A 20,546-nucleotide genomic window follows, 5' to 3' on the forward strand; every position below is an offset into this window, starting at 1 on the left:
TCACCTTTGTTTTTGAGTTGTTTACTAATTGTTTGATACTAGGATGGTAGCGACGATTGGTACAACGCCAGCTTCATCGCTGTTGAGGGCGATCGCGGCGGCGTGGGACAAATCGAGATTGCGATCGCCAAAGTAAGGCCCGCGATCATTGATTCTCACCACTACGGACTTCCCATTTTGCTGATTAGTAACTTTGAGATATGTGTCAAAGGGCAAACTAGGATGTGCAGCCGTGAAATCTCGTTGTTCAAACTGCTCCCCTGAAGCTGTCTGCCGACCTTGGAAATAGGGCCCATACCAAGAAGCAAGACCATCAATTTGTTCGCCAGTAGCGGCTAACTGATGCATTTGTTTTTGGGCTTCTACTAAAGTTAGCGGCTCTGCTCCAGCACTAACCCGTAAGTTATTAATCCATTGAGTCAATTTTAGCGAGGGGTTCACAACCTCTGATTTGGGGATTTTAAATAGGATGGAATTTTTATATTTACCAATATATTCACCATCTAAAGCAAGTGGTTCTAAGTAATAGGGATCAAAGTCTGGTGCATTCATCATCATCGTCAGATGAGCCGCAGCAATCACCGCATTAGGTAAATCTTTAACCAAAAATGTTGGCTGATTATTCACCATGATCATCCATTCATTGGTAGGTTTTGAACGAAACTCGATTACATATTTAGGTTGAATAGATTCTAATAAATTGCTATGGATCACAAAAGGTTTGTCTTGGTGAGTGAGCAGAGAATTATAACTACTAGGTTGGTTATAAGTTTCATTGACAATTGATGGTGAAGACGCGCCAGAGATAAGCGAAACCAAGGGAATCGCCCAAAGAGCTGATGATGTAGTCATATGTTTTAGTGGTTAAGCAACAAAGATGTTTTTAGGCTGCATTTAAAAATAAGCATGGTAAAAGGTGTTTGCTTACTAAGTATAAAAAGACAAATTAATCATAAAAATCAATAAATTTAAGGTTTAAGATATTTGAATATATGGGATTTAAAATTAGTAAAAGGTGACAGCCGTTTTTTAAACTACGATATTAGCGGGGATCATAAATCATCCTTGCGAAAGAGATAAAACCATTAGCATCCAATTTGACTAAAAAATTCAGTTAAAACTTTGCTGTCTATCGCTCACTATGAGATGTTTGTTCGATTATTGATAAGATTTGCGATCGCTAATGACAAGATTTACACATTATTCTTTGAGTCGTTTATTGCTTTTTTCTGAGTTTTAGATAGCTCACTTCCATGCAATATTTCCTTGTAGGGTCTATGCCCTTCCCAATAATTAGTAAGTACAGCGCTTTGTGCCGCACTACTAATTATTGGGTTTTAATGACGGGTATATACAAGCATGAAATACCTGCGGCGTTTCATGCTTGTATAGCGGTCTGAAGATTTGCATAAAGCCGAAAATACAAGTAGCGCCGCTACTTGTATTTTCGGCTTTGATATTACATATACCCTATGAATTGAAAACCAAGCCCAATAAGAGCTATATACCAAAACACAAAATGGCGCAGCCATTTTGTGTTTTCAACGCAAGAGATAGATAGGAAAAATCAAAACCAAAAAGATGAGTGGCGGCGCTTCGCGCCGCCACTCATCTTTTTGGTTTTATGTCCTAAGCAAAACTTACATTGCTATAAAATCTCAAGTCAAGCAATTTTGCTGATGTTTGCTGAATTTTTTATCGCTAGTGTATTGAAATGTCTCGGATAATTCCTCTATAGCGTGGATTGCTAACTAAAACTTAGCGATGCTCGCTATTTTTATTTTTTACGCAATAAAGTATGGTGCGGCGAAACCGTACCTCAGAAAACTTGATTCTTTATTTTTAAGAATGTACGGAGCCATTGGGCATTGTGGCTCCTGTGAAATTGACATTTGTGAGCTTGACCATTAGCTTTTCGCCAAAACCAACTTTTGCTCCGCGTAAATCTGCACCGCGCAAATCCGAACCACTTAAATCTGCACCAATTAAATTAGCGCCGCGTAAATCTGCATTTTGTAAATTAGCTTGAAATAGATTGGCTCGAAATAAATTTGCTCCCTGTAGGTTGGCTCCCTGAAAATTAACACGGTGCAAGAAAGCATCGCTCAAGTCCGCATTACTCAGGTTGGCGTAGCTAAGATTTCGACCCTCAAGATATTTTTCGCGAAGATTTGCACCTCTAAGATCGGCTCCGGTGAGATCTGGCTTTTGCGGTTTTGGTGATGCTTGAGTAGATTGTTGCGATGTATAGGTCTCAGAAGGACGATGGTTTTGTTTACTGGACTGCTGATGTGCTTGGGTAGATTGATAGGTTTGATAAGCCTGAGATTGATAGGAAGAATAACGTTCTGAAGAGCGTTCTGAAGTTTGTTGTTGAGCTTGAGATGCGCTTTGATGTGTGCTTTGGTAACGACTTTGGTATCTGGTTTGATGTTGGTGATATTGCCGCGTTTGGCTTGATGCTTGATAGGAAGTCTTTTGAGAATATTTAGCTTGTGAGTGGGTGTTTTTCTGCTCAACCGCCTTGCGTAAGCTATCCCTTGCGTGGTTAATCTCTTTTAGTTTTTCTTGGGCTTGTAGTTGTTGTTGGACATTCTCCCTAGGAATGCGATCGGGATGCCATTGCAAAGCTAGCGCTTTGTAAGCTTTATTGACATCTTCTAAAGTCGCATTAGATGTCAAGCCTAGAAGTTTGTAGCATTGGTAGATTTCCATATATGTCGATTCCACAGCGACAGAGATTTTTAGAGTTTATGCTCTCAATCGATCCCAAGTGTATCAAAACAAGCAAGTCACAATTTGCAATTTAAATCTAATCCGTTAGAGAGATAGGGTTAAATTAAGCTTTTGAACTTACAGCAAAAGTTAGCAAAACCCAAGAAGCGAGTGGCGGCGCTTCGCGCCGCCACTCATCTTCTGGTTTTATGTTTCAAGCAAAGCAAGTTTTTCTATAGCAATACTAAATCATTATAGGGAATGCAAATCTTCCCGAACAAGAGGCTTACCTGTCATTGTTTTTCCACAAATCATTCAGGTTTAAAAGGTGTAAAAATTACACCTTTTAAACCTACTCCCTTCCCAGTGAAAGAATAGACGTTGCGGCGCGAAGCGCCGCAACGCTATTTCTTGGTTTTATATGTCTATTTCTTTGGTGGGAAGGGAGTAACTAAAATAGTCCAAAATTGCTTGATTAATCGTTGCTTCACCATGCATATCTAACTGATCAGCATTAGCTAAGTCTGGAGCCTGAAATGCCCTGTTCAGAAATGACCAATCACTTTCGTAAAATTCTTGAGGTGCAATAATTAGGTGCTTGGCATAATTTTTTACCCCAGTGATAAGGGTTTCCGCTTCTAAAAAGCCCTCACGGGTCAGACAAATGACGGGAATGCCTACGCGCAAAGCCTCAGCTAATGTGCCATAACCTGGTTTGGTGACGAGCCGATCGCATACCTCCATCAGATCCACGGGACGAAGCCGATCGCCATTAGCTTTAGTCAGATTTGGTAAATCTGGAGCATCACGATCAAAGGTGACAAATTGCCAATCATGAAAGCTGGCAAGATTTTGATAAGGAATTGATTGCAGGCTTAGCCCCCCAAAAGTGAGTAATGCTGTGGGGCGATCGCGATCTAAATTGAATTTTTCCCGTAAATATTTCGCCGAATGCCTAGGTTTTGCACCAGTTAGCCCCACATCTTCTATGTTAGAAAAGCAGCCCATCGGTTCGGCAAAGGGTAACCGAAATAGGCGATCGCAATGGCTATAGGTTTCTGATAAGCGATCGGCAAGTTCGATAAATTTGCCACCCCAGTCGCGATAAATAAAATCCCAACCAAAATTTCCTGCCATCCAACAAGGGATTTTTGCCGCTTTGGCAATTTCTGCAACCATCGGCGGAATGTCACCGAAGATCAAATCAACCTGATTTTCTTTTAAAAACTTGACTTCAGCTTCAATTAAATCTGCTTGCTTGTCATAAATCTGCCGCCATGCATCAAGAGTTGCCTCGCGATCTACTTGCAAGCTATCGATCTGGATTACGCCCACATCAAACACTCGCGGATGGTAAATAAAATCACCTTCGATATGTTCTTCCAATAACCAACGCGGAGCAGTCGTCGCAATAATCAGCTTGATATCAGGCGATCGCTGTTGCAGTTCCGCCAGAACCGCCGCCATGCGCGTCGCATGACCGAAACCGTGATTGGTAATTGCAGTATATAAAGTGGGCATGGGTTTACTAAAGGGTATTTATTATTTTTTGCTGTTCCAATTGTTCATCAACCTCGAAGTGGTTGCGACCAGTTTGTTTGGCTTTATAAAGCGCTGCATCCGCCCGTTTAAATAAAGAATCAGTCGTATCGCCGACTTTTGATGTAGCAATACCAATACTAAACGTCACTTGTCCAACTTGTTCATGGATCAATTCAGAATTTTGTTTGTATAAACGCTCTGCAAGAAGGCAAGCTGTCTGCAAATCGGTTTTCTGTAAAATTACGATAAATTCTTCGCCGCCCCACCTTCCTAATAAGTCAGAATCACGAAGATTGTGACGTAAAAAATTGGCGATATTAACCAGTACGCGATCGCCAATATCATGTCCATAGGAATCATTGATTTTCTTGAAATGATCGATATCTACAACAAATATTGTTATAGGTAAATTGTCAATTTTGGCTAAATTTAGAAGGTTATCAAGAGACTGAGAAGCAAATCTTCGATTGCTAATACCCGTTAGATAGTCAGTGGTTGCAGCAATAGTCATATCTTTGGCTTCAGTATTTACTTCAATAATCTGCTCTTTTAGAACCGCAATTCCTAAAACCATTAATATGTAAATCGGTTGGGTAAAACATATATTCTTTATAACTGGATATAGATTTTCTAATACTAAATCAGGGACATATCGCATCACTTCATATAAAATAGTCGAGCATACTAAAGATAAATAAAACAATACTGAAGCGATGATGGCATTACGAGTTTCCAGCATAATGAATGCCGATACATATATCATTGGTAGCCATTGTGATAAAGTACTAACGCTATAAAGGTTGATAACAAAAAAAGGCAATCCCAAAATCATTGATTGGAAATTAGCAAAGCAATAAATAGCAAATGTGTAAAAGGTAATATTTTCAATATATTTTTGGCTTTTCGGATACAGATACAATACACTTGTACTAATACTAAAAACAGTGATCATAAGTGGATAAGCTATTTTGTCTATGGGATTTACTTGGGACTTTGACCCTTCTAGACTCCAAATGCCTATGATCACTAAAACCGCAAAGGTTAAAAATATCTTTAGTAAACGTGACTTTAGATTATAAAAAGATTGCAGAGATTTTAAGTTGATTTGATTCATAGAAAAATAACAAATGTCAGTCTTAGTAACCTTTTAAAATTCTCAGATACGTCAAAATATAGCGCTTCTAAATGAGTTGTAAGATTTTGAGGGTTGTGAGAGTTCGCCCCTTCGGGGCGAACTCTCACAACCTATTTAGGATTGCTATAGTAATCTTGAAATTAGTTATAAAAATACTTCTTGTTAAAAATGTTTTACTTGTGAACTCTTAACAAAAATATGGTTATACCAATTCACGAAAGTGTGGCAATACTCTTGTGAATTAAAAATCAAACCTATTAAGGGTTTTTAAATTAAGAAATGGCTATGCCATTTCTTAATTTGGTATAACTATAGCAACGCAAGAGATAGATAGGACAAATCAAACCCAAAAAGATGAGTGGCGGCGCGAAGCGCCGCCACTCATCTTTTTGGGTTTATGTCTTAAGCAAAACTTACATTGCTATAAGTGACCTAGGTAAAATTTACATGGTTACATTAAGGATTCTTTGCTAGGAGTCTTCAATACTGGCAAAGCCGAACTAACGAGAACTTGATCGGCTTCTGGCAAAATTTTAGTCTCAGCAATTTCTTCGATGGTTTGAGGTTCCTCGCTCATATCTTGTCCAGACCCGCGCATACTAACGAGGTAAATGCTGTTCAGGGTCAAAATCACCCCTATCCATTGAGCGAAGGTGAGATTTTCACCTAAGAAGAGACTGCTAAACATGAGTGCAAATACTGGCGTTGAGAAGGTCAAAGCGCTCAAAGTAGTCAAACTACCTGAAGAAGCAAAAAAGAAAAATAATCCATAGGCGATCGCACTGCCCATAATCGCCATATAGACCATGCCGAGCCATCCCCAAGCGTTCAAGGCTTGCCATTGTTGCTGCTCGATTTGATTGGAGATTAGCAACAATGGTAACCCACCAATAATCATGTGCCAACCTGTCGCCATCACGGGATCGGCATGACGCACCACAGGACGAATCAAAATTGTACCGATCGCCATTGATAACGATGCACCGAGCATAAACCATTCACCCAGCGTAAATACTCCCGCTTCTAAAACCGTTGCAAAGTCCCCTGCGAGCAAAGCTGTCATCAATTCCGATGGCAACCCAATTAGCCCAATTCCGACGATACCCACAAATAGCCCAAGCGTTGCCCCCAGCCCAATTCTTTCTTTGTATAAAACCGCAGCCATCACCGCTACTGCTAGAGGCTGAGAATCGATCAGTAAGGAGCCAAGCCCTGCATCAGTCCGCACTAAGCCCTGTGCCAAAAAACCTTGAAACATCGTGCCATCAACTAATGCAAACAAACTAATCCATAACCAAGCCTGCCAACCTTTGGGCTGCTGTCTCCCAAAATAGGCCGCACCGACAATTAACAATAACCCTGCGGGAATCAAGCGCATAGCCGCCATAAACATTGGGCTGGTCTGAGGCAGCAGTGCTTTCATCACTACCATTGCTGTACCCCAAAGAAAAAATGGCGCAATTATTAAAGGTGACTGACGGGTTAGCCCAGAGGTACTGGCTGGTGTGGATGACTGCATATTGTAGTTGTTGGATAGGAATTGCAATTTTTGTTTGCGAACATGCTTAGAGCTGTCGCCAGTTCAAGAAGCGTTAGGCGGCGCAAAGCGATGCCTAACGCTTCTTGAGTTTTGATAAGAATTATTAACCATATTATCTCGATCAAAAACCAGAATTTTGAATCATTGCCAACAAAGCGCATAAGAATCCATCAAAAGGAATGTATAGATCTTGCTATAAACCCAAGAAGCGGGTGGCGGAGCTTTGCGCCGCCACCCGCTTCTTGGGTTTGCAAGTAACTAAAGCTATATCTCGATCTTCACAAAAAAGATGAAAGCGGCGCTTCGCGCCGCCTTCATCTTTTTTGTCATACTGGTGGGGCATGTCGCCAAAAAGCAGCAATTTATCGGAAAAACTTGAACTTTTGTGAAGTGCTTACCCTGTATGCGTTACACTAATTTTGTTTAGGAGCTAAAACCTGAAATGCTCTCTCTGAGAGCATTTCAGGTTTTTAAACAAGAATTGTGGCAATAAGTATTTAAAAAAAACTGCTCAAATCCCTATAAATTAATCGTTGTGTATATACACAAGTGGCAAGTTGCTATTAGAATGATCAAACAGAAGTCATAGTCAGTGCGGCTTCCACAAAAAGCGATCGCACAAGTATTTCTTTGACATTAAACTCATACTCTCAAATCATCTCTATATATAAGGGGAAACCTATGAACAAAGGTGAACTAGTTGATGCTATTGCTAAAAAAGCTGCCGAAAAGGGCTTGTCAGTCAATAAAAAGACTGCCGACGAAGTTCTTTCTGCAACCCTTGAAGTAATCATCGATACTGTAGCTGGCGGAGACAAAGTAACTTTGGTTGGATTTGGCTCCTTTGAGGCTCGCGATCGCAAAGCCCGCGAAGGACGCAACCCTAAGACTGGCGAAAAGATGGAAATTCCTGCTACGAAGGTTCCTGCCTTCTCTGCTGGTAAGTCCTTCAAAGAACAAGTCAGCCCTCCTTCTGACTAATTCTTGAAAAAAAAGAGGAAGCGCTTAGCGCTTCCTCTTTTTTTGTTGACAAGCTCACAAATAAGCTCAAAACTAGACGAAAGCTGAGAGCTTGCAATACCCATGACTACTCTACTGTCTAATCGTTATCAAGTTTTGCGTGTGCTTGGCTCAGGTGGATTCGGTCAAACTTTTTTGGCTGAAGATACACAGATGCCATCGCGACGGATTTGTGTGATCAAGCAACTCAAGGCGATCGCTAATAATCCTGATATTTATCAAATTGTTCGAGATCGCTTTCAGCGTGAGGCAGCGACGCTCGAAGCTTTGGGCAAAGATAACGTACTTGTGCCAGAGCTTTATGCGTCGTTATGTGAAAATGACGAGTTTTATCTGGTTCAAGAATGGATTGATGGTAAGGATCTGCATGATCTTGTTCTTACTGAAGGATGTTTGACTGAATCTAAAGTTCAGAAACTGCTGCTCGATCTATTACCAACACTAGGACATATTCATGATCGCGGTATCATCCATCGCGATATTAAACCTGAAAATATTATTTTGCGGAATCGCGATCTCAAACCTGTACTCATTGACTTTGGCGCAGTCAAGGCAACCTTGGCTTCCGCGATGACAGCCCAAGGCGATGTAACCTGCTCGGTGGTAATCGGTACGCCCACCTTTATGCCATCGGAACAGGCGATCGGGCGAGTTGGGTTTGCCAGTGATTTGTATAGTTTGGGCTTAACGGCGATTTTTTTGTTAACAGGAAAAATTAGTTCTGAGTTAGACACCGATCCCCAGACTGGAGAATTATCATGGCAGCGCTACGCAGGAAATTTCAGTCCCGATTTTGTGAAGTTTTTAGACAAGGCAATTAGGTTGAATTTTCGCGATCGCTATGGCACTGCTAACGAGATGCTAGCTGCTTTGCGAGAAATTCTGGATGACTCCACCACGATTGTCACCCTCAAGCAAAATTCACCAGACAACGAAAATACGGTGATCGCCTTGGAATCAACGGAAGGACAGGTGGCGATCGATTCACGGTTTTACATCGCTTCGGGCTATGAGTCGCGCTGTTATGAGGAGATCAAAAAGGCGGGATCGCTATTGCGGATTAAGTCGCCTCATCGTATGGGTAAGTCTTCACTGATGGCAAGGGTGATTAATCATGCAGAGGGCTTGGGCTATCGCACCGTGATTTTAAATCTAGAGCAAACCAATCAAAAAATCTTTGCCGATCCTGAAAAATTCATGCAATGGTTTTGTGCATCCGTTGGTAGGGGGGTGGGCGTGCGGGTCAAGACTGAGGACTATTGGGATGATATTTTTGGCGCGAATGATAACTGTACGGACTATTTCGAGAAATATTTATTAGAGGGAAATGAACAGCCATTAGCGATCGCCATTGATAATTTTGATCGCGTGTTTAACTATCCCGAAATCGAGACGGATTTTTGCGGGTTGTTGCGCGGTTGGTACGAGCGATCGCGCAGTCATCCAATGTGGGGCAAATTGCGCTTAATCATTGTCCATTCCCTAGAACCCTATGCCCAAAAAGATATTAATCAATCACCGTTTAATGTGGGCTTTCCTGTGGAATTGCGCGAATTTAAGACGGAGCAGGTGCGTGACCTCTTGGTGCGCCATCGGTTGGTTTGGACTGATGCGGAACTTTCACAATTTATGGATTTGATCGGCGGACATCCCTATTTAGTGCGATCGGCGCTCTATCGGATTGCTTCGCGAGATATTACCCTAGAGGACTTTTTGCGAACTGCACCTACGGAAGCAGGGATTTACAGCAGTTACCTGATGGGACATCTCAAGACTCTTGAGGACTATCCTGAACTTGGCGAGGCGATGCAAAAGGTCGTAGTTGCCGATGCGCCCGTGCGATTGAGATCGGAGATTAGTTTTAAACTCGATAGTCAGGGTTTAATATCCCGCATTGATAACGATGTCACGCCGCGATGTTTGTTGTATAAGTTATACTTTCGCGATCGCTTAGGAGGTAGTTAAATGTCTAGCAACTTTCAATACCAAGTCGGCGGTAGCTTGCCGATTGATAATACTGCCTATGTGGAGCGACAGTGCGATCGCGAATTATTAGAACGTCTCAAAAATAGCGAATATTGCTTTGTGTTTAACTCGCGACAGATGGGCAAGTCGAGTTTGCGAGTGCGGACAATGCAACGGTTGCAGCAAGAAGGCTTTGTATGTGCGGTGATCGATCCGCAGACTCGGGGGACAACTTTACGCGAGGATCAATGGTATGCGGGGACGATTAAGCGCTTGATTGGCGATTTACATTTAGAAGCGGCGATCGACTTTCCGAAATGGTGGAAGGAACTAGATGCTCAATCAATTTCGGTAGTGGAACGTTTTGACTATTTCATTGAACAAGTTCTATTACCAAATATCCCCAACAAAATCGCGATTTTTATTGAGGAAGTGGATAATCTGCTTAGTCTCAAGTTTGATACTGATGGCTTCTTTATTCTGATTCGCTCCTTGTATGAACGTCGCGCCGAGAAGCCTGAATATCAGCGTTTGACCTTTGCTTTTTTGGGAGTAGCCACACCTGCGGATTTGATCCGAGGTAAGGGAAGTTCGGCTTTTAATATTGGTCATGCGGTGGAGATGAGTGGGTTTACACTGCAAGAGGCGGAACCTTTGGCACGAGGTTTAGGCGATCGCGTCAGCGATCCGCAAGCAGTGTTAGCAGCGATCTTAAATTGGACAGGTGGACAACCTTTTCTGACCCAAAAGCTTTTGACTTTAATCGCGGCTGAGGCTGATGCAGGGCAGATTTCGCCTGTTGAGCTTGTAAGCGCGATCGCGCATGAGAAGGTGATTGAGAATTGGGAAGCACAGGATATTCCTGCACATTTGAAGACAATTAGAGATAGAATTTTGCAGAGTGATGAGAGGGGAAGGGGGCGGCTTTTGGGTTTGTATCAGCAGGTTTTGGATGGTGATCCCCCCCAGCCCCCCTTGGGAAAGGGGGGAGAAGAAATCTTGTTAGAGATTCCTTTAGAAGGGGGAGAATCAGAAAAGCCCCCCTTTGCAAGGAGGGTAGGGGGGATCTCTTCAGGAATCATCGCTGATGAGAGTTATGACCAGATGCAGTTGCGGTTAACGGGGTTGGTGGTGAAGCGCGATGGTCGATTGATTGTTTACAATCAGATTTATGGGGCGGTGTTTAATCAGGCTTGGGTAAGTCGAGCGTTGGGGGATCTGCGTCCTAGTTTTTATGGTTCGGCTTTTCAGGCATGGCAGGAGAGTGATGAGCAGAAGGAGTCTTTTTTGTTGCGGGGTCAGGCTTTGGTGGATGCGGAGGCTTGGGCTAAGGGGAAAAGATTGAGTGATGAGGATGAGCAGTTTTTGCGGGATAGTCGGGAGGTGGAGAAGCGAGAAAGCTTTCTCAAGCTAGAGGCGGAACAACAGGCACGGGAGGTTGCGGAACAGGAACGGTTAATTGCGGTTAGGCAACAGGAAATAGCTGAGGAAGAGGCAAGGATTTTAGGTGATGCGAAGCAAAAGGCAGATCGCAGGGTTAAAGTTGGTTCGGCGATTTTGGGGATGACTTTGTTATTGGCAACGGGTGCGGGTTTATGGGCGGCGCGAACCGTGAATGAGTCGAATGTGAAGATTGCGGATACAAGGAAAGATGCTGAGTCGAAGGTGAAGGATGCTGATGAGAAGGTGGTTTCGGCAAAGCAAGAGGCTGAGAAGATTGGGAAGAATGCAGACGAAGCAAAGAGAGATGCTGATCAAAAGGTTAGAGATGCCAATGAGAAGAAGAAAGACGCTGATCAAAAGGTTGAGGAGGCACAAAAAAATCTAGCTGCGGCGAAGGCTGAGTTAGACAATGTGGTGCAGACTTCGGAAGCACAGGTAGCGGCTGCTGAGGCTAAGATTGCGGATGCTGAGAGTAAGGTACAGGAGGCGTTGGCACAACAGGCTATAGCTAGTCAAAATGTGAAGGATGCTAATGATGATATTAAGTTGGCAGATGTGAGGTTAAAGGCGATTGAAGCTAAGAGTGATTTTCAGGATGAGCAAACGTTTGATGCTTTGCTCAAGGCAGTCAGTGCAGGACATAAACTTAAGGAATTAGATCCTGCGATAAGGGAAAGAGATAAGTCAAATACGCAGATGCTGGTGACAGCTAATTTATCAAGATTTGTGTATGGAGTCCGAGAAAAAAAACGCTTTTCCTATAGCCGACGTATCACTAGCGTAGCCTTTAGTCCAGATGGGAAGATGATTGCTACTGGTAGTTCTGACAGTACTGTCAAATTGTGGAATCTGGAAGGCAAAGAACTCCAAACTTTCAAAGGGCATAAAGATAGCGTTGATAGCGTAGCCTTTAGTCCAGATGGGAAGATGATTGCTACTGGTAGTTCTGACAACACCGTCAAATTGTGGAATCTGGAAGGCAAAGAACTCCAAACTCTTAAAGGTCATACTTCTTTTGTTAGGAGCGTAGCCTTTAGTCCCAATGGGAAGATGATCGCTACTGGTAGTTTTGACAGTACTGTCAAATTGTGGAATTTTGATGGTAAAGAACTCCAAACTCTTAAAGGTCATACTTCTTTTGTTGAGAGCGTAGCCTTTAGTCCCAATGGGAAGATGATCGCTACTGGTAGTTTTGACAATACTGTCAAATTGTGGAATTTTGATGGTAAAGAATTTCACAATTTCAAAAACCTCGTAGGACATAAAAACAGTGTTAATAGTCTAGCCTTTAGTCCTGATGGCAATACAATTGCCACAGGAAGTGGAGACACCACTGTCAAATTATGGAATCTTGATGGCAAAGAACTTCAAACCTTCAGGGGGCATAAAGGTAGCGTCAGTAGCGTAGCCTTTAGTCCCGATAGCAAGACGATTGCCACTGGAAGTGGTGACAGCAATGTCAAATTGTGGGATTTGGAAGGCAAAGAATTCCAAACTTTCAAAGGACATAGGCATAATGTTAATAGCGTAGTTTTTAGTCCCGATGGCAAAACCATTGCCACTGGTAGTTCTGACACCACCATCAAATTATGGAATCTGGAAGGCAAAGAACTCCAAACCTTGAAAGGTCATAGTAATTTTGTCCATAGCGTTGCCTTTAGTCTCGATGGCAAGACTATTGCGACAGCAAGTGCGGACAGAACCGTCAAATTGTGGAATCTGGAAGGGAAAGAAATCCAAACCTTGAAAGGTCATAGTGATCGTGTCTATAGCGTTGCCTTTAGTCCCGATGGCAAGACTATTGCGACAGCAAGTGCGGACAGAACCGTCAAATTGTGGAATCTTGACGGTAAAGAACTTCAAACCTACAGAGGGCATGATTCTTCTAGAGTAGTCTTTAGCCCCGATGGCAAGACCATTGCGACAGCAAGCGCGGACAGAACCGTCAAATTGTGGAATCTTGACGGTAAAGAACTTCAAACCTACAGAGGGCATGATTCTTCTGTCAGTAGCGTAGTCTTTAGCCCCGATGGCAAGACCATTGCCACTGGTAGTTTTGACAACACCGTCAAATTATGGAATCTTGATGGCGAAGAACTCCAAACCTACAGGCATGATTCTTTTGTCAGTAGCGTAGTCTTTAGTCCCGATGGCAAGACCATTGTCGCAGGAAGCTCTGATGACACTGTCAAATTGTGGAATCTTGATGGGAAAGAGATGCAAACCTTCAAGGGTCATAGCAATACTGTTGCCTTTAGTCCTGATGGGAAGACTCTATCTGCTAGTAGTTATGACCTGAGCGTGAAATTATATAACCTAGACTTTGATGATCTTATGGCAAAAGGGTGTGACTGGTTGCGTGATTACTTGACTAACAACCCCAATGCAACCGATGAGGAGAGAGCAGCCTGTGGCATTGAGCCAAGGAAAAAGTAAAAAGGTAAAAGGAAAAAACAGGGATAATGTTTATTATTTTCTCGCTAGATATAATCGATATAATGATCGCATCAACTAACCTATGCCTATCACCCTCCAACCCGAACAAGAGCAATTCATTCAAACCCAACTTGCTACAGGACGCTACACCAACGCCACTGAAGTAATCGCCGAAGCATTGCAACTTCTAGAAAAACGTAACCATTACGATCACTGGGTCGAAGAACTCCGCAATAAAATCGACATCGCCGTCGCAGAATGCGATCGCGGAGAAGGCGTTGATGGCGAAACAGCAATTAATCAGCTAAGAGCTAGAAGCCATGTTTTCAGATTAAACTAGAGAATAGGTAACAGGGTAACAATATGCAAGAGGTCTGCACGATGCTCGACACACCAACCCAATATATGCACATCCAACTTCAAGGCAACGTACCCATCATCGCAGGTACGACCATGAAAGTCGTCGAGCTAATCACATCGCACCTCACCTATGGCTGGAGTCCTGAAGAATTACATTTTCAATATCCCCATATTGCTCTCAGTAAAATCTACTCAGCCCTCGCCTACTACTGGGATCACAAACAAGAACTTGATACCGACATCCAGCGTCGCCTCGACTATGCCGAACAAATGCGACTAAATGCTCCCATCTCGCCATTGCAAGCCAAACTTCAAACAAGATAAGCTATGGCGATCGCACTTTACATGGACGAAAACGTACCGCGCCAAATTTTACTTGGATTGCGTCTGAGAGGAGTAGATGTACTTTCTGTTCAAGAAGATCAGCGATCGGGCGATCCAGACCCGCTAGTTTTAGCAAGAGCCAACGAGTTACAGAGAGTCTTATTCACCAGAGATGATGATTTTTTAGCGATCGCCCATCAACTTCTGCAAGAAGAGACTAACTTTATTGGCATTATTTACGCCGCACAACAAATTGCGAGTATAGGAGTTTGTGTAAGGGATTTAGAACTAATTGCCAAAGTTAGCGATTTGGAAGACTTTACTAATCATATCCAATACTTGCCTCTCTAGCTTAGAGGAGCCTCACTATGAGCCGATTAACCCTACGCTTACCAGATACACTACACCAACAACTAATCCATTTAGCAGAAAGTGAAGGAGTATCTTTAAATCAATACATTGTCTACGCTCTAACTCGTCAATCTTCTGTAAATTACACCGTTCACCCAATTCCCAAACAAGAAACTAATCAACAACAATCAGGCTTCACTGACCTTTTGCAAAAGCTAGGAACGGCATCTCCCACTGAAATAGAAATAGCATTAGTAGAACGAGAAACCGTTGAACCAGAAAAAGAACTAACCCCTGAAATCATTGCCCAATTTCAACAAAGACTCCAAAGCAAGGAAAAAGTAAAAAGGTAACAGGAGTGACTCATGGCAACCTTAACTATTCGCCTACCAGACGACAAACACCTCAGACTAAAAAAACTCGCAGAAAGTCAAGGCTTGAGCGTCAATAAACTCATTGAAGAACTCTCCACGATCGCCCTTGTCGAATTTGATACCCATACCAGATTTAAGCTGTTAGCAGCTAAAGGCGATCGGGCGATCGGGCTAAAACTACTTGATAAATTGGATTCCCTAACCGAATATAACAGAGATTATGATTAATCCCTACGTCAAAAAAGTTAAGCTCCTTGACAACTATTAAGGAGTAACGACAAGTCTAGTCGAAGAACTCCGCAACAAAATCGACATCGCCGCCGCAGAATGCGATCGCGGAGAAGGCGTTGATGGCGAAACAGCTATTAATCAGCTAAGAGCAAGACTTCACAGGATCTGAAGACATAGAAATTACGTGAGTGCTTAGAGGCGATCAAAATCTAGAAGCCATGTTTTCAGATTAAACTAGAGAATAGGTAACAGGACAAAAATATGAAAGCGACAGTAACAATCGAACAAAGGATTATCGAACTTGTTAGAAGCTTACCTCTAGTCAAACAGAAGCAAATTTTAGATTTTGCTGAGTTTATTGGCAATCAAAACAAACAAAAAGACACCTTAAATCCCGATCGCCAATCTATATCTGCCCTAGAACTAGCAGGCGATCTCATCGGTTCTCTCGATATTGGCGGCGATATTTCCCTTCAAAAGCATGAACTCAAAAATCAAAACCTAGCATGAGCCAGCAAATTATTCTCGATGCTAGTGTTTTTGTGTCACTGATTGATCGTCGCGATTCTTATCATAATTGGGCAGTTCGCGAACTAGCCAAAATTTCACCACCATTAATCACCTGCGAAGCCGTCATCACCGAGACTTGCTTTTTACTCCAAAGGATACCTTCCAGCAAAGAGATCATCTTCTCTTTTATTGATAAAGGCGTTGTCCAGATTCCTTTTCATCTAGACGAAGAGAATCAAAGCGTAGAAAAACTTCTTGTCCGCTATCAAAATGTACCAATGTCCTTAGCAGATGCCTGCTTGGTGAGGATGTCAGAAATTTATGAGAATAGTGCTGTTCTGACATTAGACAGCGATTTCACAATTTATCGAAAACACCGCAACGAGAAGATTTCCGTAATTATGCCCGACTTGTAAACAAGTAAAAAGGTCAAAGGAAAACATTCAGATTAAACTAGAGAATAGGTAAACAGCGTAACAATATGCAAGAGGTCTGCACGATGCTCGACACACCAACCCAATATAGAAGGGGCGCACTCTCACAACCCATTTAGGATTGCTATATAGCCATCCCAAAACACCAAATGGCTAAGCCATTTGGTGTTTTGGGATAAAGCAAGATGCAAATAGCGATATCGAACTCACTTTTACTTAAAGCTCGTTTATCAAATCATCCCAAGATAGAAGATTACAGAGAAAAATCAGTTTTCTATCCCTAACGAGAATGTCAGTTCGACGAAAGCGAAAAATGGTAAGAATCGCTTAGCGATTCTTACCATTTTTCGCCATTTGCGGCGTTCGCACGCCGCAAATGGCTATATCGAACTCACGTTAACGAGAACATCTCGCGCTCCACGTAGAATATTTTATTGTTTAGGTGTTTTTTGCTGAATTTTTTTATCGATCGCTTGCAATGCTTTTTCGTGTTCCTCAAAAGTACGACTAAATACATGACTGCCGTCAAACTTAGCCACAAAAAACAAGTAATCGGTAGTCGCTGGATCAAGAGTAGCCTTAAGACTCGCTAATCCAACTGAAGCGATCGCCCCAGGGGGCAAACCTTCATTTAAATAAGTGTTATAGGGTGAAGCAGTACGAACTTGGTCTAAGGTAAGAGGATTTTCAGGTGTTTGGCGAATATTTAAGCCATATTCAACCGTAGGATCGGACTCTAAACGCATATTTTTTTTGATGCGATTCCAGAAAACACCAGAAATGATCTGCCGCTCTGATTCAATTACTGCTTCTTTTTCCACAATACTTGCCAGAGTAACCCAATCTTTAAGGCTAATTTTGACCTTCGGATTACCAGACTGATTGTCTTGATAAAGCGGTAAAGCCACTTCTTCAAAGCGATTAAGCATCAAATCAATAATCCGATCAGGTGTCGCTTCCGAAGGCAAGATTTGATAAGTGTCAGGGAAGAGAAATCCTTCTAGACTAGGAATGTCATCAGGGAGCCAAGTGCGTCGCTTAGGACTGATCCGCTGAGCCGCAATCACAAAATCCTTAGCCGCAAAAAAGCCTTGCTCCTCAAATAAACTTGCCATCTGCGCGATCGACCAACCTTCAGGAATCGTAAATCTTACTTCTGAAGATTTGGCTGTCTGGATTTGAGCTACAACTTCTGGTAATGATTGATTGGTCGCAAAGTCATAGGTTCCCGATCGCAGGGCTACTGACTCACTACTTCGCAGCGACTGCCACGTTACCCACAAACGCAAAGCTAAAGCAGAACGAATTACGCCTGCGGATTCTAGCTCTTGGGCGATCGCTTGTGTTGGCATCCCATCGGATATCGTTAATCGAATTTTCGCCCCAAAATTGCTAGGTGCTGCACTTGCCCAAATCCACCAAGAACTGCTGACAATACCAGTAACAAGGATAGTTAAGGGAACGGCAACACCATAAAATAGCCAGTTAGAACTCTTCTTCGGCATCTTCTGTGCTGAGGACATGGTCTAGATATTGCTCCACATAAGGCTCAAGGGCTGCCATTTCTTCAGGGGTAAGGACTTCAGGCTGACCGTCATCTCCAACTTTAGCAATAAACATCAGAGGATCGAGGGATGTAAATACAGAAAAAGCTTGCTCTTCGTAGTAGAAATGGGCTAGTTCTTGAAATTCACCACAGTTGCCATCTTCTTCGGTATCGATCTCAATAATATCGTCTTCAGTTGGCTCAGGTAATTCACCTTCAACCGTCAATGTATGTGCCGAACGTTTTAGTGAAAGATTTTGTTCTGCTAAAACCGCCTGAGCTACTGGGAAAATTAGGTCAATTTCCTCTTCGGTGACATCGACTAATTCAGTTTCTTCTTCGTCATCGGTTTCTTGCCATGCAAAGATTTGCACAGAAAAGTCTACTGGTTGCAGCAACAAATATTCGGTGCTGTCCACTTTAAACGCGGTTTCGACAGTGCAAGGCAAGCTCTTACCTGCGTCATCCTTAAGTACGATCGTCGATCCTTCCATAGATTGCTGTTTTGTATCCTATAGCACTACTAGCTCAGAGAAACCCTCTTGTATAAGGCTTTTGGCGCTTTTAAGCATTATGACAGCAAAAGGGACAGTTTATAGAAAAGTCTCGCTTCGCGATATTTTTCTATGGGGTTGGTTGACGTTTGAGAGCTAGCCATTGTTGCAAGATTAGGGCAGCCGCCTTGCGATCAATCATTTCCTTGTTATGTCTTGTGGAAATGCCCTGCGATCGCATCATTTCTTCGGCTTCGTAGGAGGTTAAGCGCTCATCGACAAATTCCACAGCTATACCTAATTGCTTGGCAGCACCATTGGCAAATTTTTGGACATGTTTGGCTTGATGACCGAGGGAGCCGTCCATGTTGTAGGGTAAGCCCACCACAAGCGTGTCAATATCGCGCTCGACTATTAGCGATCGCAGGATTGCCATGTCTTCATCCCATGATTTACGAGTAATTGTGGTGATGCCATGCACAGATATACCGAGGCGATCGCATCCTGCTACCCCAATCCGTTTTCTACCGACATCTAGCCCTAATGCTGCATATTGCATAAATTAATTTTATAGCTGTCGCTAGTCATGTTAAAGCAAAACCCAAAAGAGAGTTGCGGCGCAACTCTCTTTTGGGTTTGTGTGTCGTGCAAAGCTCGACACACTATTGATTTTGAAATGGTTGAACTTTTTGAATTAAAGTTTGCGATCTTGCAATAATCGTCGTCCAGTCATCTTCAGCGATCGCCTCTGGTGAAAATAAATGGCTAGAAATGCCCACCGCGATCGCCCCAGCCGCCAGAAATTGATCAGCATTTTGAATCGTAATCCCGCCCGTCGGAATTAACGGAATATCGCGCAACACGGGCTGTAAGCATTTTAGATACTCAACACCACCAAACACCTTAATGGGAAAAACCTTAACTGCGGCTGCTCCAGCCTGCCAAGCCGTAATTATTTCCGTCGGTGTCAGCGCCCCCGCAATTACAGGAATATTACTTTCGACACCCTTGGCAATCAGTTCAGGATTGGTATGAGGGGTAAAAAGAAAGCTACAACCACAGCCAATCGCCCTTTCTACACTATCAATATCTAAAACCGTGCCTGTCCCGATTTTGCAATCAGGTAACTCCTGCTGCAATTTGGGAATCAGTGATTCGGCGCGATCGGTATTCCAAGCAATTTCGATCAGCTTAATCCCACCTGCGGCGGCGGCAAGGGCCATTTCCCGTGCAGTCACAACATTATCTGCACGAATAACGGCGATAATGCGATGCTGCTGCAACAAACTGATCCAAGGATTCACAGGTTTTGTGCAAAAAGTTGCATTTGCGTTTAACTCCCAAAGATCATTACACAAAGCACAGTTTTTGCAAACCCAGTAAAAATGGCTACTTTTAAGTACCTGTGCAAAACAAATTACCAAACCCGTAAAGTTGCGCCCCTGCGGGGCGCAACTTTACGGGTTTGGCTTGTAATTGATTATACCTAGCTACTTAAAGAACAAGGGGCTTAAGCCCCTTGTCTCGCTATGGTTGCAAAAGTTGGGAATTCCTCAGAGGCTGTCGTGCTTCATAATATGTTTTGGATACAAATTATAAAGAATATCTATGGCTTTGAATGTTGGCGATCGCGCCCCAGATTTTAGCGTGGCTGATACCCACGGCAATATTGTGACCCTTTCTAGTCTCAAAGGTAAGCGGGTTGTTCTATATTTTTATCCCCGTGATAACACCCCTGGATGCACCAAGGAAGCTTGTGGTTTTCGCGATAACTACGCTCAGTTTCAAGCAAAAAACACCTTGATTTTTGGTGTTAGCACCGATGATGCTAAGTCCCACCAAAAGTTTACAGAGAAGTTTGACTTACCTTTCCCGTTGCTTTGTGATGTCGATGCTCAAGTTGCCACAGCCTACGAGAGCTATGGCAAAAAACAAATGATGGGAAAAGAGTATATGGGTATCTTCCGCAATACCTTTGTGATCGATCCAGAAGGTAAAATCGAGAAAATTTATCTCGCCGTCAAAGCCGAACCCCATCCCGCTCAAGTTCTCGCGGACATCTAATTAAAGAGGAGGCGCAAAGCGCCTCCTCTTTAATTGATAGCACCAAGCGCTGTAAAAATTTC

20 protein-coding genes are annotated in these 20,546 nt (G+C 42.9%); 11 read left to right on the forward strand and 9 right to left on the reverse strand.

Going from position 1 to position 20,546, the window contains the following annotated elements; all coding sequences use genetic code 11:
• Positions 1-24 precede the first annotated feature (24 nt).
• From VB775_RS11025 to VB775_RS11045, 5 genes are all read right to left on the reverse strand, one after another.
• Positions 25-852 carry a septal ring lytic transglycosylase RlpA family protein gene (locus VB775_RS11025; RefSeq protein WP_281008069.1) on the reverse strand — a complete coding sequence of 276 codons (828 nt, stop codon included), beginning with the start codon at positions 850-852 and terminating at the stop codon, positions 25-27.
• Between the two features lie 990 nt (positions 853-1,842).
• Complete coding sequence (locus VB775_RS11030; RefSeq protein WP_281008068.1) at positions 1,843-2,715, reverse strand: pentapeptide repeat-containing protein; 873 nt, start codon at positions 2,713-2,715, stop codon at positions 1,843-1,845.
• Positions 2,716-3,132: 417 nt separating this feature from the next.
• On the reverse strand, positions 3,133-4,236 hold the full coding sequence (locus VB775_RS11035) for a glycosyl transferase (RefSeq protein ID WP_281008067.1): 1,104 nt from the start codon (positions 4,234-4,236) through the stop codon (positions 3,133-3,135).
• Between the two features lie 7 nt (positions 4,237-4,243).
• Positions 4,244-5,371, reverse strand: a complete 1,128-nt coding sequence (locus VB775_RS11040) for a GGDEF domain-containing protein (RefSeq protein WP_281008066.1) — start codon at positions 5,369-5,371, stop codon at positions 4,244-4,246.
• 472 nt (positions 5,372-5,843) lie between these two features.
• Entirely contained in the window at positions 5,844-6,911 is a 1,068-nt protein-coding gene (locus tag VB775_RS11045) for a DMT family transporter (protein WP_281008065.1), read from the reverse strand.
• 702 nt (positions 6,912-7,613) lie between these two features.
• On the opposite strand from VB775_RS11045, the gene VB775_RS11050 reads away from it, so the two are divergent.
• The 10 genes from VB775_RS11050 (at position 7,614) to VB775_RS11095 (ending at position 16,362) form a co-directional block, all read left to right on the forward strand.
• A complete protein-coding gene (locus VB775_RS11050) occupies positions 7,614-7,913 on the forward strand; it encodes an HU family DNA-binding protein (RefSeq protein ID WP_009629166.1) in 300 nt (99 codons plus the stop codon).
• Between the two features lie 102 nt (positions 7,914-8,015).
• Positions 8,016-9,917 (forward strand): AAA-like domain-containing protein, encoded by a 1,902-nt coding sequence (locus VB775_RS11055; RefSeq protein WP_281008064.1) that lies wholly within the window; start codon positions 8,016-8,018, stop codon positions 9,915-9,917.
• Positions 9,918-13,796 carry an eIF2A-related protein gene (locus VB775_RS11060; protein ID WP_323216793.1) on the forward strand — a complete coding sequence of 1,293 codons (3,879 nt, stop codon included), beginning with the start codon at positions 9,918-9,920 and terminating at the stop codon, positions 13,794-13,796.
• Positions 13,797-13,878: 82 nt separating this feature from the next.
• Positions 13,879-14,136 (forward strand): type II toxin-antitoxin system ParD family antitoxin, encoded by a 258-nt coding sequence (locus tag VB775_RS11065; RefSeq protein ID WP_281008062.1) that lies wholly within the window; start codon positions 13,879-13,881, stop codon positions 14,134-14,136.
• 23 nt (positions 14,137-14,159) lie between these two features.
• Positions 14,160-14,480: a DUF433 domain-containing protein gene (locus VB775_RS11070; RefSeq protein ID WP_281008061.1), complete on the forward strand. Its 321-nt coding sequence runs from the start codon at positions 14,160-14,162 to the stop codon at positions 14,478-14,480.
• 3 nt (positions 14,481-14,483) lie between these two features.
• Positions 14,484-14,831, forward strand: coding sequence for a DUF5615 family PIN-like protein (locus VB775_RS11075; RefSeq protein ID WP_281008060.1), 348 nt, complete (start codon positions 14,484-14,486; stop codon positions 14,829-14,831).
• A gap of 17 nt (positions 14,832-14,848) precedes the next feature.
• Positions 14,849-15,184 (forward strand): YlcI/YnfO family protein, encoded by a 336-nt coding sequence (locus tag VB775_RS11080; protein ID WP_281008059.1) that lies wholly within the window; start codon positions 14,849-14,851, stop codon positions 15,182-15,184.
• A gap of 12 nt (positions 15,185-15,196) precedes the next feature.
• Positions 15,197-15,433, forward strand: coding sequence for a toxin-antitoxin system HicB family antitoxin (locus VB775_RS11085; RefSeq protein ID WP_281008058.1), 237 nt, complete (start codon positions 15,197-15,199; stop codon positions 15,431-15,433).
• Positions 15,434-15,697: 264 nt separating this feature from the next.
• The gene (locus VB775_RS11090) at positions 15,698-15,946 is read left to right on the forward strand and encodes a hypothetical protein (protein ID WP_281008057.1); all 249 of its coding nucleotides are present in this window, start codon (positions 15,698-15,700) and stop codon (positions 15,944-15,946) included.
• Positions 15,943-16,362, forward strand: coding sequence for a type II toxin-antitoxin system VapC family toxin (locus VB775_RS11095; RefSeq protein ID WP_281008056.1), 420 nt, complete (start codon positions 15,943-15,945; stop codon positions 16,360-16,362). Before VB775_RS11090 ends, VB775_RS11095 begins: the two co-directional genes overlap by 4 nt.
• A 449-nt stretch (positions 16,363-16,811) precedes the next feature.
• On the opposite strand, the gene mltG is transcribed toward VB775_RS11095, so the two are convergent.
• The 4 genes from mltG to VB775_RS11115 all read right to left on the reverse strand — a co-directional run bounded on the left by mltG (position 16,812) and on the right by VB775_RS11115 (position 19,724).
• Positions 16,812-17,903, reverse strand: a complete 1,092-nt coding sequence (gene mltG / locus VB775_RS11100; RefSeq protein ID WP_281008055.1) for an endolytic transglycosylase MltG — start codon at positions 17,901-17,903, stop codon at positions 16,812-16,814.
• The gene (locus VB775_RS11105; RefSeq protein ID WP_281008054.1) at positions 17,866-18,420 is read right to left on the reverse strand and encodes a DUF3727 domain-containing protein; all 555 of its coding nucleotides are present in this window, start codon (positions 18,418-18,420) and stop codon (positions 17,866-17,868) included. Before VB775_RS11105 ends, mltG begins: the two co-directional genes overlap by 38 nt.
• A 130-nt stretch (positions 18,421-18,550) precedes the next feature.
• Entirely contained in the window at positions 18,551-18,979 is a 429-nt protein-coding gene (ruvX, locus tag VB775_RS11110) for a Holliday junction resolvase RuvX (RefSeq protein ID WP_281008053.1), read from the reverse strand.
• Between the two features lie 103 nt (positions 18,980-19,082).
• On the reverse strand, positions 19,083-19,724 hold the full coding sequence (locus VB775_RS11115) for a bifunctional 4-hydroxy-2-oxoglutarate aldolase/2-dehydro-3-deoxy-phosphogluconate aldolase (RefSeq protein WP_281008052.1): 642 nt from the start codon (positions 19,722-19,724) through the stop codon (positions 19,083-19,085).
• Positions 19,725-20,028: 304 nt separating this feature from the next.
• Between VB775_RS11115 and bcp the strand changes: the two genes are divergently transcribed.
• The gene (gene bcp / locus VB775_RS11120) at positions 20,029-20,484 is read left to right on the forward strand and encodes a thioredoxin-dependent thiol peroxidase (protein WP_190580764.1); all 456 of its coding nucleotides are present in this window, start codon (positions 20,029-20,031) and stop codon (positions 20,482-20,484) included.
• Positions 20,485-20,546: the final 62 nt, after the last annotated feature.

It is taken from the genome of Pseudanabaena sp. CCNP1317, from assembly GCF_034931345.1.
Classification (GTDB): domain Bacteria; phylum Cyanobacteriota; class Cyanobacteriia; order Pseudanabaenales; family Pseudanabaenaceae; genus Pseudanabaena; species Pseudanabaena galeata.

Coding starts and splice junctions, on each gene's coding strand:
- VB775_RS11025 (WP_281008069.1), bottom strand. CDS start 852: ATGACTACATCATCAGCTCTTTGGGCGATTCCCTTGGTTTCGCTTATC.
- VB775_RS11075 (WP_281008060.1), top strand. CDS start 14,484: ATGGCGATCGCACTTTACATGGACGAAAACGTACCGCGCCAAATTTTA.
- VB775_RS11070 (WP_281008061.1), top strand. CDS start 14,160: ATGCAAGAGGTCTGCACGATGCTCGACACACCAACCCAATATATGCAC.
- VB775_RS11060 (WP_323216793.1), top strand. CDS start 9,918: ATGTCTAGCAACTTTCAATACCAAGTCGGCGGTAGCTTGCCGATTGAT.
- VB775_RS11055 (WP_281008064.1), top strand. CDS start 8,016: ATGACTACTCTACTGTCTAATCGTTATCAAGTTTTGCGTGTGCTTGGC.
- mltG (WP_281008055.1), bottom strand. CDS start 17,903: ATGTCCTCAGCACAGAAGATGCCGAAGAAGAGTTCTAACTGGCTATTT.
- VB775_RS11045 (WP_281008065.1), bottom strand. CDS start 6,911: ATGCAGTCATCCACACCAGCCAGTACCTCTGGGCTAACCCGTCAGTCA.
- VB775_RS11085 (WP_281008058.1), top strand. CDS start 15,197: ATGGCAACCTTAACTATTCGCCTACCAGACGACAAACACCTCAGACTA.
- VB775_RS11035 (WP_281008067.1), bottom strand. CDS start 4,236: ATGCCCACTTTATATACTGCAATTACCAATCACGGTTTCGGTCATGCG.
- VB775_RS11040 (WP_281008066.1), bottom strand. CDS start 5,371: ATGAATCAAATCAACTTAAAATCTCTGCAATCTTTTTATAATCTAAAG.
- VB775_RS11050 (WP_009629166.1), top strand. CDS start 7,614: ATGAACAAAGGTGAACTAGTTGATGCTATTGCTAAAAAAGCTGCCGAA.
- VB775_RS11030 (WP_281008068.1), bottom strand. CDS start 2,715: ATGGAAATCTACCAATGCTACAAACTTCTAGGCTTGACATCTAATGCG.
- VB775_RS11090 (WP_281008057.1), top strand. CDS start 15,698: ATGAAAGCGACAGTAACAATCGAACAAAGGATTATCGAACTTGTTAGA.
- VB775_RS11080 (WP_281008059.1), top strand. CDS start 14,849: ATGAGCCGATTAACCCTACGCTTACCAGATACACTACACCAACAACTA.
- VB775_RS11065 (WP_281008062.1), top strand. CDS start 13,879: ATGCCTATCACCCTCCAACCCGAACAAGAGCAATTCATTCAAACCCAA.
- VB775_RS11105 (WP_281008054.1), bottom strand. CDS start 18,420: ATGGAAGGATCGACGATCGTACTTAAGGATGACGCAGGTAAGAGCTTG.
- VB775_RS11095 (WP_281008056.1), top strand. CDS start 15,943: ATGAGCCAGCAAATTATTCTCGATGCTAGTGTTTTTGTGTCACTGATT.
- bcp (WP_190580764.1), top strand. CDS start 20,029: ATGGCTTTGAATGTTGGCGATCGCGCCCCAGATTTTAGCGTGGCTGAT.
- ruvX (WP_281008053.1), bottom strand. CDS start 18,979: ATGCAATATGCAGCATTAGGGCTAGATGTCGGTAGAAAACGGATTGGG.